Annotated in this window: 19 protein-coding genes; 6 read left to right on the top strand and 13 right to left on the bottom strand. The window is 39.7% G+C overall.

Annotation, left to right across the window (positions count from 1 at the left end; genetic code table 11):
- Positions 1–120: 120 nt before the first annotated feature.
- Both AC559H_RS15380 and AC559H_RS15375 read right to left on the bottom strand, forming a co-directional pair.
- A complete protein-coding gene (locus AC559H_RS15380; protein ID WP_026785412.1) occupies positions 121–525 on the bottom strand; it encodes a type II toxin-antitoxin system VapC family toxin in 405 nt (134 codons plus the stop codon).
- Positions 526–527: 2 nt separating this feature from the next.
- Entirely contained in the window at positions 528–776 is a 249-nt protein-coding gene (locus tag AC559H_RS15375; protein ID WP_036831938.1) for an AbrB/MazE/SpoVT family DNA-binding domain-containing protein, read from the bottom strand.
- Between the two features lie 181 nt (positions 777–957).
- Here AC559H_RS15375 and AC559H_RS15370 point away from each other — a divergent pair, with 181 nt between their 5' ends.
- Both AC559H_RS15370 and AC559H_RS15365 read left to right on the top strand, forming a co-directional pair.
- Complete coding sequence (locus AC559H_RS15370; RefSeq protein ID WP_026795934.1) at positions 958–1203, top strand: type II toxin-antitoxin system Phd/YefM family antitoxin; 246 nt, start codon at positions 958–960, stop codon at positions 1201–1203.
- Positions 1204–1215: 12 nt separating this feature from the next.
- Positions 1216–1614, top strand: coding sequence for a type II toxin-antitoxin system VapC family toxin (locus AC559H_RS15365; RefSeq protein ID WP_026798539.1), 399 nt, complete (start codon positions 1216–1218; stop codon positions 1612–1614).
- A 156-nt stretch (positions 1615–1770) separates the two neighbouring features.
- Here AC559H_RS15365 and AC559H_RS15360 read toward each other — a convergent pair whose 3' ends face one another.
- The 3 genes from AC559H_RS15360 to AC559H_RS15350 all read right to left on the bottom strand — a co-directional run bounded on the left by AC559H_RS15360 (position 1771) and on the right by AC559H_RS15350 (position 2899).
- Positions 1771–2154, bottom strand: coding sequence for a type II toxin-antitoxin system VapC family toxin (locus AC559H_RS15360; RefSeq protein WP_026785416.1), 384 nt, complete (start codon positions 2152–2154; stop codon positions 1771–1773).
- Positions 2147–2389, bottom strand: a complete 243-nt coding sequence (locus AC559H_RS15355) for a hypothetical protein (RefSeq protein ID WP_026795933.1) — start codon at positions 2387–2389, stop codon at positions 2147–2149. Before AC559H_RS15355 ends, AC559H_RS15360 begins: the two co-directional genes overlap by 8 nt.
- A 192-nt stretch (positions 2390–2581) precedes the next feature.
- Positions 2582–2899, bottom strand: coding sequence for a hypothetical protein (locus AC559H_RS15350; RefSeq protein ID WP_051319544.1), 318 nt, complete (start codon positions 2897–2899; stop codon positions 2582–2584).
- A 252-nt stretch (positions 2900–3151) separates the two neighbouring features.
- Here AC559H_RS15350 and AC559H_RS15345 point away from each other — a divergent pair, with 252 nt between their 5' ends.
- Both AC559H_RS15345 and AC559H_RS15340 read left to right on the top strand, forming a co-directional pair.
- On the top strand, positions 3152–3382 hold the full coding sequence (locus AC559H_RS15345) for a type II toxin-antitoxin system Phd/YefM family antitoxin (protein WP_026795932.1): 231 nt from the start codon (positions 3152–3154) through the stop codon (positions 3380–3382).
- Positions 3379–3768, top strand: coding sequence for a type II toxin-antitoxin system VapC family toxin (locus AC559H_RS15340; protein ID WP_026795931.1), 390 nt, complete (start codon positions 3379–3381; stop codon positions 3766–3768). The genes AC559H_RS15345 and AC559H_RS15340 overlap by 4 nt, the downstream gene beginning before the upstream one ends.
- Positions 3769–3938: 170 nt before the next feature.
- On the opposite strand, the gene AC559H_RS15335 is transcribed toward AC559H_RS15340, so the two are convergent.
- Positions 3939–4532, bottom strand: a complete 594-nt coding sequence (locus AC559H_RS15335; RefSeq protein ID WP_026785418.1) for a hypothetical protein — start codon at positions 4530–4532, stop codon at positions 3939–3941.
- 213 nt (positions 4533–4745) lie between these two features.
- Between AC559H_RS15335 and AC559H_RS15330 the strand changes: the two genes are divergently transcribed.
- Positions 4746–6140 (top strand): helix-turn-helix domain-containing protein, encoded by a 1395-nt coding sequence (locus tag AC559H_RS15330; protein ID WP_026798538.1) that lies wholly within the window; start codon positions 4746–4748, stop codon positions 6138–6140.
- Between the two features lie 213 nt (positions 6141–6353).
- Here the strand turns inward: AC559H_RS15330 and argB are convergent, their stop codons facing one another.
- The 6 genes from argB to cax form a co-directional block, all read right to left on the bottom strand.
- Complete coding sequence (gene argB / locus AC559H_RS15325; protein ID WP_026795928.1) at positions 6354–7247, bottom strand: acetylglutamate kinase; 894 nt, start codon at positions 7245–7247, stop codon at positions 6354–6356.
- Between the two features lie 79 nt (positions 7248–7326).
- Positions 7327–7833, bottom strand: coding sequence for a rod shape-determining protein MreD (gene mreD / locus AC559H_RS15320; protein WP_235751400.1), 507 nt, complete (start codon positions 7831–7833; stop codon positions 7327–7329).
- A gap of 61 nt (positions 7834–7894) precedes the next feature.
- On the bottom strand, positions 7895–8671 hold the full coding sequence (gene mreC, locus AC559H_RS15315; RefSeq protein WP_026785422.1) for a rod shape-determining protein MreC: 777 nt from the start codon (positions 8669–8671) through the stop codon (positions 7895–7897).
- A gap of 128 nt (positions 8672–8799) precedes the next feature.
- Positions 8800–9948, bottom strand: a complete 1149-nt coding sequence (locus AC559H_RS15310; protein WP_036831933.1) for an RNA-guided endonuclease InsQ/TnpB family protein — start codon at positions 9946–9948, stop codon at positions 8800–8802.
- A 234-nt stretch (positions 9949–10182) separates the two neighbouring features.
- Complete coding sequence (locus AC559H_RS15305; protein WP_071782712.1) at positions 10183–11223, bottom strand: rod shape-determining protein; 1041 nt, start codon at positions 11221–11223, stop codon at positions 10183–10185.
- Between the two features lie 193 nt (positions 11224–11416).
- The gene (cax, locus tag AC559H_RS15300) at positions 11417–12532 is read right to left on the bottom strand and encodes a calcium/proton exchanger (protein WP_026795924.1); all 1116 of its coding nucleotides are present in this window, start codon (positions 12530–12532) and stop codon (positions 11417–11419) included.
- Between the two features lie 261 nt (positions 12533–12793).
- Here cax and AC559H_RS15295 point away from each other — a divergent pair, with 261 nt between their 5' ends.
- Positions 12794–14257 (top strand): bifunctional orotidine-5'-phosphate decarboxylase/orotate phosphoribosyltransferase, encoded by a 1464-nt coding sequence (locus AC559H_RS15295; protein WP_026795923.1) that lies wholly within the window; start codon positions 12794–12796, stop codon positions 14255–14257.
- A gap of 90 nt (positions 14258–14347) precedes the next feature.
- Here AC559H_RS15295 and AC559H_RS15290 read toward each other — a convergent pair whose 3' ends face one another.
- Positions 14348–14761 (bottom strand): response regulator transcription factor, encoded by a 414-nt coding sequence (locus AC559H_RS15290; RefSeq protein ID WP_026785426.1) that lies wholly within the window; start codon positions 14759–14761, stop codon positions 14348–14350.
- Positions 14762–14865 lie beyond the last annotated feature (104 nt).

Below are 14865 nucleotides of genomic sequence, written 5' to 3'. Positions count from 1 at the left end.
AGTGCGATCGCTCCTTTTTTTAAGAATGCGATCGCACTTTCTTGTGATGATCACGTTGTCATGATAGAAATTGGTGGTATAATAGACTAACTCATTCCCATGAATCCAATCAAAAATTAATTAATCTGGCTCTATATAACGTATATCTAAACGTTTGAAATCTCGATCAAAAGAAGCAACAGACTCATTTTCTTTACGAGCCACTTCTGCAAGATAAGCATCAACAAAATCAACATTTGCTGTCGCCATACTATCAAGGGCTGCTATTACTTGCTCACTAGATTCAAGAATAATACCCTCTGATGTTAACAAACCTATCAAAACATCTGCAACTTGTTGTCGAGAATAACCATAAAAAGAAATTAATACCCAAACCACTTCAGCCACAACAATTGAAGATACCTTGAGTGTAATTTCCCCTTGTTCAGCTTTCTGTAAAAATCTAGCAGATCGTTCAGCGAGATTGAGGGGATCATTGGTAATGAACCTTAATAAAATATTGGCATCTACCCAATAATTACTCATGATTATGACTGATTAGATTTCTGAGCTAAAGATTGAGCTACAGCTTGGCGTATAGTTGTTTTACCCGAATAAGGTTGAGTAGCTGGTAAAACTCCTCGAAATTCACTCAGGCATTTTCTTTGAATCGGTTGTAACTTAATTTCATTTCCGGTAACAATTAATAGGAATTCATCTCCCTGTTTCAGTTCTAAACGCTCACGAATTTCAGGAGGTATAGTAATCTGTCCCTCTTGATTAAGTTGTGTTTTCATGATTGAGCTATTTTCTTAGATGGGTTGTTTTGATTATATCTTAAGCAATCGCTCTCCCTACAATTATTACAAGAAAGTGCGATCGCTCTTTATTTTAAGAAGGCGATCGCTCTCCCTACAATGATCACATTGATATGATGGAAACTGGTGATATAATAAATTAAGTAATTCTGGGATCGTCATGGCTAAACTTCAGATTGAAAACTTACCCAACGACTTCAAAAAAAATCTCTCTGAGTTATTGTCTCGTGTAGAACTTGGAGAAGAAATTATTATTTCCAATCAAGGGGTGGCGATCGCGAAGTTAATTCCGTTTCGTCCTTCATCCAATCGACGGGCGAGTTTAGGGCAAGATCAAGGTAAATTTATCATACCAGACGACTTTAATGAACCGTTACCCCAAGAAATTTTGGCAGCATTTGAATGAAGGAAATGAACAGTGAAATTATTGTTGGATACCCAATGCTGGTTGTGGTGGTTTGCCCAACCTGAGCGATTAAATCAAGAAGTGATCGCACAGATTGCCGATGAAAGTAATGAATTATGGTTTTCTGTTGCTAGTGTTTGGGAAATTGGGATCAAAGTTGCGATCAGAAAATTACCATTGCCAGAGCCAATAGATACCTACATTTCTAGTCGTATGGTGCAGTTAGATATGCGATATTTAGAAATCAAAGCACCTCATGCACTGCGATCATCTGCATTGCCATTACATCATCGAGATCCCTTTGATCGTATGTTGATTGCTCAGGCTCAAATTGAGAATATGACGCTGGTGAGTGCTGATTCAATATTCAAGCAATACAGCGATATTTCTGTTCTTTGGGCTGCTAATTAATGTTAGATAACTGCTCTTTTTGTAAGAGTGCGATCGCTTTCCCTACAATTATTACAATAAAGTGCGATCGCTCCTTTTTTAAGAATGCGATCGCTTTCCCTACCTACAATTAAAACTACACCGATTAGGCAAATATTCTAATTAATTAGCTTCAATCTAACGCACCACTCGGACTTCAACTGCAAGGCTAAGATTGCTCCACAATCTATCAGTTGTCAGAACAGGTTGATTAAGAGAAATCCCTAACGCTAGACAAGCGCGATCACCAAATGAAAGCCCAATTGATTTAGTTTTTGGTCGCAGCATTCCCGACTTTAATGCTTGTTCTTGATCAAAAGCTACAACCTCAAGATTTAGATTAGATAGAATCTGCTGAATGACGTTTTCATTTATTCCTGCTTCTGCTAACTTTGCTATCACTTCAGACAAGTTAACGGTACTGATAGCAGCATTTCCAATAAACCGCGAAATTTCTTCGCTACCCGTTTCTTGATTCAGTAAAGCTAAGACAGCAGAGGCATCTAAAACAACTTCACTCACCTGTCGCCTCCAATTTCCGCTCCTGAATCAACTCCTCCGAGAGTTTTCTACCAGCAGGAATATATTGCCTGAAAATAGCTTGAGCCTTTTGGACGGAAGTTTGAGCCTGATCCGAAATCGGTTGATCTTCTATAACGAGAACGGCATTATACTGACCCACTGGTATATCTACAGGAGAATCGACTAACAACTTGCCATTGCTTGTTATCGTTACCTTTAATCCAATAGTTCGCATCGTCAACTCTACTGATTAATTTAACTATTAATTATAATTATAAAGATCCCAAAAATGACTAACAATCGCAATGATAATGAAGGGCAATCTCATCGATCTTCCTTGTCATTGGGATCACTTTAACTAAATCTTCTAATTAGCTTCAATTTAATACACTACAGCGAAAAAACCGTATATTCATAGGGGCGATGTTCAGATCCAAGATTCCAAGTCGAATGGTTGTACTGCTTGAATGCGCTGAAAGTCTTTATCAGTTGTTACTAGAGTAAGTTGATAGGGATTGGGGTTGTAGTCAAATTGTATTTCGCCTCGTGAGTATTTGACGGCTTCTAAACATTCTTGGAAATCGTCCCCTGACCAAGTGCCGATTGTCTTGAGATGAGCCAGAAAGGATCTAGCGGATGTGTTACGAGGTTTGCCCGCAAGAGAGTTAACGAAGGTGAGGACTTCGGCAAGGTGATCGCTCGGCAAAGTTTCAATTGCTTGCAGGAGTTGTTCTTTTAGGGTCATAAGCTGTGCGGGGGTTGTTGTTTATGGGTTGATCCTAATGGGTGTTCGCCCTTTATATTTTAGGTGATCGCCATGAACTTTTGACGCATTGCGATCACTTTCCCTAAAATTATTAAAAGAAAGTGCGATCGCTCTCCCTACAATTATTACAAGGAAGTGTGATCGCTCTTTTTTATTTAAGAGTGCGATCGCTTGGACTACAATGATCACATTGATATAATAGAAATAGATCAGATTGTGAACCGTTAAAAAATGACACAAATTACTACAACTGAATTACCCCAAACCTTGCAAACTCTATTGATAGAGGTTGAACGCACTAAAACCCCTCTAACTGTCATCCATGAAGGGCAACCATTAGTAATTATCTATCCCGCCAACAGCCAACCCTCACGCCCCGCTTTTGGGGCTATGAAAGGAAGCGGTGAAATATTAGGAGATTTAATCACTCCTGTTGCCCAACCTTGGGAGGTTTTAGAGTGAAAATTCTACTCGATACCCACATCTGGCTGTGGTATTTACTCGGTGACCAACGCCTATCAATCCAACTTCAAACGGTAATTGCAGATGTTAACACTGAACTTTGGTTGAGTCCTATTAGCATTTGGGAGACACTCATTCTTGCAGAAAAAGGACGGATATCTTTACAGCCTGATCCGGTTATATGGGTTAACTTAGCTTTAAAAACCCTAGAAACTCGTGAAGCCCAAATTAATCACCCTATTGCTATTTTAAGTCGCCAGATTTCACTACCCCATCAAGACCCCGCAGACCGATTTATTGCCGCTACAGCCATTTACTATGATTTAAAATTAGCCACAGTTGATGCTAACCTGACAAGCAATTCAACAATACAAACACTCAGTTAAGCAATATTCTATATTGGTGTAGGCGATCGCTTTTTTAAGACTGCGATCGCTCTCCCTACAATTATTACAATAAAGTGCGATCGCTCTTTATTTTAAGAATGCGATCGCTCTCTATATCATTATCAGATTGATATCATGGCAGTGGCTTAAATGGACAGGTAGAAATTGAGCTACTTTTTACCTCCAAAAAGTTTATATACTCCGTATCCAATAGCCGCAGCAGCCGCAACAGGTGCAGCCGCAACGATGGCAGTACCAGCAATTGCACCTCCCCCAACAACACCACCGATCCCTGCAAGGGTACCCATAATTGCAGCACCAGAAGCACCGCCAGCTACCGTTGCTATACCAGCACCAGCTATACCAGCAGCAGCCCCAATATTTGTAGCTGTTCTTGCCTTTGCACGAGCATCATTCTCCTCCTCAGACAAGTCAGGTTGGTCTTTGAACAAAGTTTCATTCATTATTTTTGCCCCAAGATAAGCTGGGCCTGCTGCTAATACCGCAGGCCCAACAGCCATCCCACCACCAACCACGCTACCGGCGGCAGCTAAACCCGAAGTAATTCCTGCTCCTGAAGTTGCTGCAACAGTCAACCCCGTAGCTGCACTGGCAGCCGCACCTACCGCAGCACCAGTTTCTGCAACTGCTTTGACTGTTTTGACTGTATTTCCATCAATACCCGTAGTTTTTTCTACAACAGTCTCCGTACCCTGTTCAAAAGCTTTTTCAACAGCTTGACGGGCGATATCTTCAAAACTCATATTTGTAATTCCTAGTTTGATATTTGAATACTGTCTTTATTATTTCTTAAAAATCGAAGTTTTGTCTAGCCCCAAAATATCCTATTTTGTCAACAATTTTTACCAACCTTTGTCTTCTTGAAATCTAGTTTTATACAAAAATATACAAAATTGTCTAAAAAAGTCCGCTAATGTGCGCTATAATACACAAAACTCTCCTATCTCCTAGCCGTAATGAACCTTAAAGAAATGTTAAAAGTGGCTGATGATATAGTATTTGCTAAAACTGGTAAGCATCTTGATGATTTAGAGGAAGCGGTATTGCGGGGAACACTGGAACATGATACATACAAACAAATTGCTAAGGATTTTGATTGTTCGGTGAGTAATGTGAGAAATGCAGGATCAAAATTATGGAAAATTATTGCAAAAGAGTTAGGGGAAGATGTTAATAAATCGAATTTTAAATCTGCAATTGAGAGGTTACAAGACTCTAATCTTTTCAACTTTGCACAAAATGTTAATAATAATTTTAGTCATAGTTTTAATATTTGTGGAGAAAGTAGACATCCGCCAGATATACCAAACCCACATCAGCAAAATGAGGATATTTCTCAGTCAGAATCAACTGAAACTCTGCATAATGATTTAAGTGAAATGCCTGATTTGGGTGCTTTTTATAATCGCACTCCTGAACTAGAAACCCTGACTACCTGGATTTTACAAGAACAATGTCGCCTAATTGCTATTGCGGGTATTAGTGGTATTGGGAAAACGGCGTTAACGGTGCAATTGGTTCAACAAATTAAGGATGAATTTGAGTATGTAATTTGGTGTGATTTTGACTCATTGCCGACTTTAGCGGAATTTCAAAGTAATTTGATTCGGATAATTTCTCAGTCTGAACAGTTAGATTTATCTGCAAACAATCATAAATCTTTACCTCTAATTAAATATTTGCAAAAGTATCGCTGTTTAGTGGTTTTAGATAATATTCAAAATCTTTTTAGTAGTGGGGAATTGGTCGGGAAGTATAAGTCTGGATATGAAGATTATCGGACTTTATTTAAACAAATTAAAGAATTATCTCATCAAAGTTGTGTTGTGTTAATTGGTTGGGAACAACCTAGAATTATAACTGAGGTTAAAAGCGAAAATTCTCTAATTCGGACTTTACGACTGACGGGTTTGGATATTGTAGCTGCGCGGGAAATATTCAGAGATAATGGGTTAACGGAAATTGATCACCGGGATACAATTATTCAACGCTATCAAGGCAATCCTTTCTGGTTAAAGAGTATAGCAAATTTGATGCAGGATTTGGGAGAATGTGAAATTGAGGTATTAATTAATAATACTCTATTGTTACCTGAAGATATTAAAGATAGTTTACAGCAACAGTGCGATCGCTTATCGGAAATAGAAAAACAAGTGCTTTCTTCATTGGCAAAGGAAAACCATCCGGTTAATTTAGTTAAATTGTTAGAAAATAGTAAAATTAATTCATCGGATTTAATTAATGTCCTCCAGTCTTTATTAAAACGGTGTTTAATCGAACAGCAAGGCAATTTTTATACTGTTTTACCTTTAATTAAGCAATATATAGAAAGTCTAAATAACCAGGTATAAATAATTTATTACGGATGCCAATATTGTTGCCGGATACTTCTCACCAATTGGGTACTATTTTGAGTCTCTGGGCGATCGCTCGATATTTCAGTTACTCTCTATCATGTATAGCAGAATCCCTTGGGCGATCGCTTGAGCCATGCGACAGCGTTGAGCCGGATCACGTAACATAGAGACTCAACAGCTTATCGGGTGAAAACTATCGGTGAATCTTTACCGCATAAATTCAGAAGCGACAATCATAGTGCCTATACCTGAATCAGTGAAGACTTCTTGTAATAAAGCATGGGGAACACGACCATCTAAAATATGAGCAGCCCGCACACCTTGGGCTAAACTTCTGACACAACAATTAACTTTAGGAATCATACCCCCAGAAACAATTCCTTGATCAATTAATTGTCGGGCTTCCTGAATATTAACTTGGGCAATTAAGGTATCAGGATTATGATAATCCTCCAAAATTCCGGCTGTATCTGTTAACAGAATTAACTTTTCAGCACCCAAGGCGGCCGCAATTTCCCCGGCGACCGTATCGGCATTCATGTTATAAGCCTGTCCATCTTCATCCGTTGCCACACTAGAAACTACGGGAATATAACCACTACTCACCAAAGACTCTAAAAGTTTAGTATTGACACTACTGACTTCTCCTACAAAACCAATATCCGCTTGACCTTCGGGACGAGCTTTAATTAAGTTAGCATCCTTGCCACATAAGCCAACAGCTTCCCCTCCCGCCTGGTTAATCAAAGAAACAATTTCCTTATTCACCCGACCCACTAACACCATTTCCACTACATCCATGGTTGCAGCATCGGTGACTCGCAACCCATTTTTAAATTGAGGCTCAATTCCCAATTTAATCAACCAACTATTAATTTCTGGGCCACCGCCATGAACCACCACCACTCGAATACCGACAAAAGATAGTAACACAATATCCTGCATCACCTTATCTTTGAGGCTACTGTCTTTCATCGCAGCCCCCCCATATTTCACCACAATCGTACGATTAGAAAACTTTTGAATATAGGGGAGAGCTTCACTGAGAATTTTAGCGCGAACTGCTGTATCTGTTTGGTCAAAATCGCTATGTTTAAGCATATAAGTTTCGTTGAGAGCGTGTAGAAGCGAGTTCCGTGAGATCTTTGTGAATTAACCCAACTCTCCACCAAACCCGCCCCTAAGATTTTAGTTGATTTGAGGTTTCCAGAAATGCCCACCAGCGATTAAGCGGCAGATAGATGACAGGAGCCCACAAACTACTCAAAATTGCTGTGGACAGTGCTACCCGTTGTTGATGTCGGAATAATTCATCTAAAGCCGAATATCCAAAACTGTTCAATTGAAAACCTCGGATAGCTTCTACCAAAATCGCCATTCCAAAAACAATCACAGCGACGGAAATAAAATCCTCTTGAATTTTTTTAATAATTCGTTTATACATCACTACAGTTAAAAGACTAACAATCACCAAGGAAATAATATGGGAAGGAGAAGAAACTGTTAATCCATCTAAAATCAACCCACAGCATAAACCTCCGACCATAGCCTGTAAAAAAGATCGTTTAATACTCCAAGTCACCAGCCAAATTAACACCCAATTCGGGGTAATTCCAAAGAGTTCTAACCCAGGAATCCGAACCAAGGATAACCAAATACAAACCATTAAAGAAATAATGGTAATCATCAAATTTAAAACTTGATAAAACTGAAAAAACATATTTATTGTACGGATTACTGATCACTGATTACTGACTACTGTTGACTGGTTTTTGATTCGGATAAATAATCACCCATTCCACAGAAGAAACAGAAGCAAAAAACTCAACAATTGCTTCGGGGGATGGGGCTTTATTCATATCTACAGAAACGACTTTACCAATGGGCAAACCTTCAGGGACAAGCTGGCTATAACTAGAAGTAACAACCACATCTCCCACCTTGACTTTAGGATCACTTTCAAAAAATTCCATGATTCCTTGTTCGGTCGAATTTCCCTTGAGAAATCCCATATTGCGACTGCGACTAATTGTCACCGCAATCCGACTCATCGGATCACTCAAAAGCATCACCTTACTGGTACTAGGTGTCACGCTCATCACCCGTCCAATTAATCCCCCAGGAGCCACCACTAAATCCTGATTCCGAACCCCCTGCTGACTCCCACGACCAATAATAATTTGTTTCCACCAAGAATCAGCACTGCGACCAATCACAGGAGCCACAATTCCCTTACCGTGTTTTTTAGAAGCGACATAATTTAAAATATCCTGAAACTTTTGATTTTGGTTTTTCAGTTCTTGAATTTGAGCTTCTAACTGATTAATTCGAGGATCAATTTGTCGAACAATTTTTTCCTGTTCCATTACTGTTGATGTCGATAAATGAAACGGACGAGTTACCCAATAATACATTTCATATAAAGCAGCCCCTTGAGTTTGTCGCACTAACCAAGCGGCTAAAATTGCCAAACCCAGTAAAAAAAATTGATTCCGACTGCGACTCCACCAACTGCGTGTTTGCATACCGATTAAAATTAACTGTGAAAATAATTAATAATTGTTGAACCTCCACTGGCTAAAGCCGAGTGGATTCTTTTTTCACAGGCTCTTAACTAGGATTTCTCCCCCGTCAGATCGCCTCCAAAAGCAATTTAAGTCACGGATGCACCAGCCGCCACAATATTTAAACCTCTATCTCGAATCACCATAGAAGCAGCAATATCTCTATCAATTTCAAATCCACATTCTTGACAATGATGGACTCTTTCACTTAACTCTTTTTTACCCGTGTTTGTGCCACAATTAGGACAAATCTGTGAGGTGTAATTTTTATCTACTTTGCAGAAATAAGTGTCAGTTTGGCTGCCAACATATTCTAGAATTGTGAAAAACTGTCCTAATCCCATATCTAAAGATTGCTTGCCAAATAAACCTTGACTCCATGACGTGAAATTGATATCTTCTACAAATATCATTCCCACATCCCTACAAAGTTGATGAGCTAATTTGAAATGATAGTTTTTCCGTCTATTTGCTACTGCTTCGTGTAATAATGCTATTCGATGTTGTAGTTTTTTCCAATTATTAGAACCTAAAACTTTCTTTTTCAGCTTTCTTTGTAGTAATTGAATCTTACGCAGTGCTTGATCAAGAAACTTAGGTCTGGGAATAACTAAACCATCGGAGGTTGATAGCATATTTAAAATACCTACATCAATTCCTATGGCATGACCATGGGGAGTAGGTTTGGGAACATTAACATCGAGTTCAATCATTAGATTAGCATAATATCCAGATGCCTTCTTAATGATTTGAACTTGCTTAATCTTAAATCCTTCTGGAACTTCCCTAGATTTTCTGATCTTTACCTTTTTGAGTAAAGGCATTTTCAGATAGTCACCATCTATCGAAGCCGAACAGGGTAGATTAAAAGATTTCATTTTCTTTTTATATCTAGGAAATCCCATGTTCTTAGCTTTCATATCATTAAATGCCCGATCTAATTTTCTCAAGGTTTGCTGCATTGTTTGAGCATTACCAGATTTTAGAAAAGCATTATTTTTCTTAGCTAAAGTTAATTTAGCGGATTGATTATGGTATGATGGATATTCAAAAGGTTCTACTATGTATTCACTGTTGAGTGAACACATATTTACTTTACAACTACGAGAATTATACCAAAGTTTTCTTTCATACAGAGCATAATTCCAGACGGATTTACAAACATCTAAATTATGCTCAATTATTTCTATTTGTTCTTTATTTGGTTTTAACCTGTAGTTGTAAGTAAGATTAAGCATTCGACGGGAGTGCTAATGTTGTTTCTTGAGCTTACCTGACTTTTTTACAAAATAGCAGACGACTTTGTAAAATTAACAAAAGTTAATATAAAGCCGTCCTCCGCTATCGCTAAAAGCCTGTCCTGAGCCGTGAGCCGTGAGCCAGTCGAACGGTCGAACGGTCGAAGGGACGGGGTTTAAAACCCAATTTTTCGATAATTGTTTTTTTCAGGGTCAATTACCAATTATCAATTGTTACAGATTTCGGGAACCCCCAGTAAAAACCCGTTCTAACTGTTTGAAATTTTCTAATACCCGACCTGTGCCCAATACCACACAACACAGAGGGTCAGCCGCAATATGGGTAATAATTCCGGTTTCGTGGCTAATCAAGGCGTCGATACCCTTGAGTAAGGCTCCTCCACCCGCCAACATAATTCCCCGGTCAATGATATCCGCAGCCAGTTCTGGAGGAGTGCGTTCTAAAGTGCGTTTGACCGAATCAATAATAACCGATAAAGGTTCAACCATACTTTCGCGCACCTCCGTGGATTTAATGGTAACGGTGCGAGGTAAACCAGATAATAAATGAATCCCCCGTACTTCCATAATCATTTCTTCATCGGCGGCCGGATTCGGGTAAGCTGAACCCATCTTAATTTTGATATCCTCAGCCGTTTGTTCTCCAATCACTAAGTTATGAACTTTTTTCATATACAAAATGATCGCATCGTTGAGTTCATCTCCAGCCACCCGCACGGACTCGCTCAATACCGTTCCCTGTAAACTCAGCACCGCGACTTCTGTAGTACCGCCCCCAATATCCACAATCATATTTCCCGTCGCTTCCGAAACGGGTAAACCTGCACCAATCGCCGCGGCCACAGGTTCATCAATTAGTCGCACGTCCCGCGCCCCGGCTTGAGAAGCCGCTTCAATCACCGCCCGGCGTTCTACTCCAGTGACTCCACTGGGAATTCCAATCACAATTCGAGGAGCAATCAGGGTTTTTCCCTGATTCACCCGCCGAATAAAATGTTTGAGCATTTGTTCGGCTGCATCAAAGTCCGCAATCACCCCATCCCGCAGGGGTCGTAGCACAACTACATTTTCGGGAGTGCGGCCTAACATTTTTTTGGCTTCCTCTCCTACCGCCAACGGGACTTTTTCTAGTCTGTCAATAGCGACAACCGAGGGTTCTTGTAGTACAATGCCCTTACCCGATACATAAATCAATGTGTTAGCAGTCCCTAGGTCAATGCCCATGTCCTGCGAAAAACGACTAAAAAGACCCACTATTCTTTCCCTATAAAAAATTAACAGCAATCCTTTCGGAGTGTCCGTAAGGGCGACTAACCGATGTAGATTGTATTATGTTTTGGGTTGTGCGTCTAGTCATCACGGCTGAGAACTTCAACCCAAAATTTCTAGCCATCGGTTTTCAGGATCATAGTTCACTTCGTGGGATAGAATACCGGATCAGTGATAATCAACCAATCCCCTCAATAATCGGATGGAAGTAAAACGCAATACCCAAAACGGTATAAGCAGCCAAGAGTAAAACCCCCTCCAACCAATCGGAACGGCCATCGGAACTGACGGAATTAGCAATTAACACAGACACGGCAACGGCGATTAATTCAAAGGGGTTAAAATTCAAATCCATCGGTTGGCCTAATATCCATCCGGCTAAAACTAACACAGGGGCCACAAATAAGGCAATTTGTAAACTCGAACCCAAGGCCACGGATACGGATAAATCCATTTTATTTTTCATAGCCACGGTAACGGCGGTGGCGTGTTCAGCCGCGTTACCAATAATGGGAACTAAAATTACCCCGGTAAATAATGCTGTTAGTCCCAAACTAGAGGTAGCTTCCTCTAAAGTCCCCACCAATAATTCCGACTCGAAGGCTACAGTTAGGGTAGCCAATAACAAAACCCCAATCCACAGCTTTAAATTCACATTTTCTGCCTCATGTCCGGCTTCTTCTGGGGTGATTTCGCCGTCTTCATCGTTTTCGGCCACTCCCACATCATATAAATAGGAGTGGGTTTTCATCGAAAACAGCAGGGTAAGAACATAAACCGTAATTAAAACCACCGCCACCGCCGCCGAGAGGGTTTGCATGGTGGATTCCTCAATGCCAATGGAGGTAACATCTACTGCCGTTGGTACTAAAATAGCAATTATCGCTAAATTCATGGCCGAGGCATTCAAACGGGCAATCACGGGCTGGAATTTTTGCTCTTTGAAGCGTAAACCTCCTAAGAACATGGATAAACCCATAACTAATAGTAGGTTTCCTATAATTGAGCCGACTAAACTGGATTTGACCACATCAATTAATCCAGCATTCAGGGCGACAACTCCAATAATTAATTCCGTTGCATTCCCAAAGGTGGCATTTAACAACCCGCCTAAATTCGGGCCCAGGACGACGGCTATTTCTTCGGTTGCAGTTCCCATCCAACCCGCTAAGGGGATAATCGCTAAGGCTGAGGTGACAAATACAATAGTTGATCCCCACTCCAAAAAGTGACCCGCAATCGAAATCGGCACAAAAATTAACAGGGCTGAGAGTATGGTTTTTGTATTCAACATTTCAGTAATCAGTTATCAGTAATCAGTTATCAGTTGTAGGGGGCGGGTTCATCGGCGATTTAGGTAATTAACAAAGATCTAAAATAACCCGCCAGTACCAGTAATCAGTAATCAGTTATTAGCGGTAGAATTTATCATAGAACCTGTTGGCACGACAAGACCAGATCAACAAATATTAATTTTTTGATCTGGTCTTGCCAGAGGTTATAATTGGAATCAACATCTGTAATCCATGTAAACCGTTAATATTTAACCTTAAAAATGAACTTTTTTAACCAATTATTGGCAGCAATTGAACGGCAAAATAGTTTACTTTATCTTGCCCTAGAACCTGATCCCGATAGCCATATTTTTGAAATTGGAAATTGTGGGGGAATTGATGGCGATCGCTCTGATATTATTGAACAATGGCAGGAATGGCTAGGTTTTATTATTCGAGAAACTTCGGAATTTGTCTGTGCCTATAAACTCTCTTTCGGGTTTTATTTGGGTTTGGGGATACCTGGTTTAAAACTATTGGAAAAAACCATAAAATTAATTCCGCCTAATATTCCGATTATTTTAGATGCCAAACATAGCGATTTGAATTCTAGTACCGTTTTTGCTCGTTTTGTCTTTGAAGATTTAAAGGTTGGCGCTTGTACCTTAACTCCTTATGCCGGATTAGATCAAGTTGCACCCTTTTTAGTTTATCCTGATCAAGCGGTTTTTATTTCCTGTGCCACGGCTAATCCTTCGGCTTCTATTATTCAAGAATATCCTCAATCTCAACAACCTTTATATTTAGAATTAGTCCGGGTATCTCAAACCTGGGGAACTCCTGAACAATTGGGATTATTAGCGGGAATGGTACCGGATATGTTGGCAAAAATTCGTCAAGCTGCACCGGAACAATTTATCTTATTAGAGGGGGATGTAGCTGAAGAAAATGATTTAATGGATGTAGAAGATTTAACCCCAATTTTAGCCTCTGGATTAAGTTTAAATGGCGATCGCTTATTAATACCCATTCCTCCTCAGTTATTAGAAAAAGAAACCATAAAAACCGAAATCAAACAGTTAAGAGATCAAATTAACACGGAACGACAAAAGGTAATCCAAGGAAATCCTACCTGTGATTTATGGTTGCCCGATGTTTGTTTTTTAAGACATCAACCCCATCGAGATTTAATTTTACAATTGTATGATATTGGCTGTATTATTTTTGGAGATCATGTTCAAGCATCGGGAGAAACTTTCCCCTATTATATTGACTTGAGACGGATTATTTCAACTCCCCAAATTTTTCATCAAATTGTTGGTGCCTATGGGGATATTTTAGAAACCCTAAGTTTTGATCGAATTGCGGGTATTCCCTATGGTTCTTTACCAACAGCAACCGGGTTATCATTAAGATTACAACGTCCGATGATCTTTCCCCGAAAAGAAGTTAAAGCCTATGGTGCAGGACGATTAATTGAAGGGCATTTTCAACCTGGGGAAACTATTGTAGTGGTGGATGATATTTTAATTACGGGAAATAGTGTAATAAAAGGAGCTCAAAAGCTACAATCTGCGGGATTAAAAGTTAATGATATTGTGGTTTTAATTGATCACGAAGGCGGAGTTAAAGAAAAATTAAAAGATAATAATTATCAAGCCCATGCGGTATTAACCCTTTCTGAAATCGCAGAAACCTTGTATGAAGCGAACCGAATTACCGAAGAACAGTTTAACTTTTTTTAAAGGGAATAGGGAATAGGGAATGGGTTTTGGGGAATGGGTTTTGGGGAATGGGAAAAATAATATTACTAGAGATTCCTGTTTTTTTAGTGTTTAGTGGGGATAACCTTGAGGATTAATTTGCTGTAATTGCAAAACTTGACTAACAACTTCCGATAACTTTTGAGCATCAAAGGGTTTAGTGAGATATTCACTCGCGCCCGCTAGACGGCCTTGAACCTTATCAAAAGCACCGTCCCTTGCTGTTAACATAATAATAGGCAAATTTTGAAACTGAGGAATACTACGAACGGTGCGACAGAGTTCTAGGCCATCAATTCCCGGCATGGCCACATCCAGAAGTAAAACCGAAACAGCTTCATGGTAAATTGTGGATAAAGCGTCTACAGCATTATCAGCAACAAGGACACGATATTCTTTCCCTAATGCCTGTTGGACGAGTCCTTGCATGACTTTACTATCGTCAACGGCTAAAATGGTGAGTATAGAACTTTGAGATACTGACATAGTGATTCATCATAAAAATGGGTAGAAACCCCTAACTTCTAGTTAGGCTTTATATTTCCCCTTTCAGGGAGGAGGGTATGGTTGCCCTCCTAACTCCTATTTCT

The sequence above is a fragment of the Planktothrix prolifica NIVA-CYA 540 genome, assembly GCF_963864145.1.
In the GTDB taxonomy this organism is placed as follows: Bacteria; Cyanobacteriota; Cyanobacteriia; order Cyanobacteriales; family Microcoleaceae; genus Planktothrix; species Planktothrix agardhii.
This window is presented reverse-complemented; position numbering and strand designations above follow the sequence as displayed.

Excerpts from the sequence above, each read along its gene's own strand:
- AC559H_RS15310 (WP_036831933.1), bottom strand. The coding sequence starts at position 9,948 with ATGCTTAATCTTACTTACAACTACAGGTTAAAACCAAATAAAGAACAA.
- mreC (WP_026785422.1), bottom strand. The coding sequence starts at position 8,671 with ATGCAAACACGCAGTTGGTGGAGTCGCAGTCGGAATCAATTTTTTTTA.
- AC559H_RS15345 (WP_026795932.1), top strand. The coding sequence starts at position 3,152 with ATGACACAAATTACTACAACTGAATTACCCCAAACCTTGCAAACTCTA.
- AC559H_RS15295 (WP_026795923.1), top strand. The coding sequence starts at position 12,794 with ATGAACTTTTTTAACCAATTATTGGCAGCAATTGAACGGCAAAATAGT.
- AC559H_RS15330 (WP_026798538.1), top strand. The coding sequence starts at position 4,746 with ATGAACCTTAAAGAAATGTTAAAAGTGGCTGATGATATAGTATTTGCT.
- AC559H_RS15355 (WP_026795933.1), bottom strand. The coding sequence starts at position 2,389 with ATGCGAACTATTGGATTAAAGGTAACGATAACAAGCAATGGCAAGTTG.
- argB (WP_026795928.1), bottom strand. The coding sequence starts at position 7,247 with ATGCTTAAACATAGCGATTTTGACCAAACAGATACAGCAGTTCGCGCT.
- AC559H_RS15370 (WP_026795934.1), top strand. The coding sequence starts at position 958 with ATGGCTAAACTTCAGATTGAAAACTTACCCAACGACTTCAAAAAAAAT.
- AC559H_RS15350 (WP_051319544.1), bottom strand. The coding sequence starts at position 2,899 with ATGACCCTAAAAGAACAACTCCTGCAAGCAATTGAAACTTTGCCGAGC.
- AC559H_RS15290 (WP_026785426.1), bottom strand. The coding sequence starts at position 14,761 with ATGTCAGTATCTCAAAGTTCTATACTCACCATTTTAGCCGTTGACGAT.
- mreD (WP_235751400.1), bottom strand. The coding sequence starts at position 7,833 with ATGATTACCATTATTTCTTTAATGGTTTGTATTTGGTTATCCTTGGTT.
- AC559H_RS15375 (WP_036831938.1), bottom strand. The coding sequence starts at position 776 with ATGAAAACACAACTTAATCAAGAGGGACAGATTACTATACCTCCTGAA.
- AC559H_RS15335 (WP_026785418.1), bottom strand. The coding sequence starts at position 4,532 with ATGAGTTTTGAAGATATCGCCCGTCAAGCTGTTGAAAAAGCTTTTGAA.
- AC559H_RS15380 (WP_026785412.1), bottom strand. The coding sequence starts at position 525 with ATGAGTAATTATTGGGTAGATGCCAATATTTTATTAAGGTTCATTACC.
- cax (WP_026795924.1), bottom strand. The coding sequence starts at position 12,532 with ATGTTGAATACAAAAACCATACTCTCAGCCCTGTTAATTTTTGTGCCG.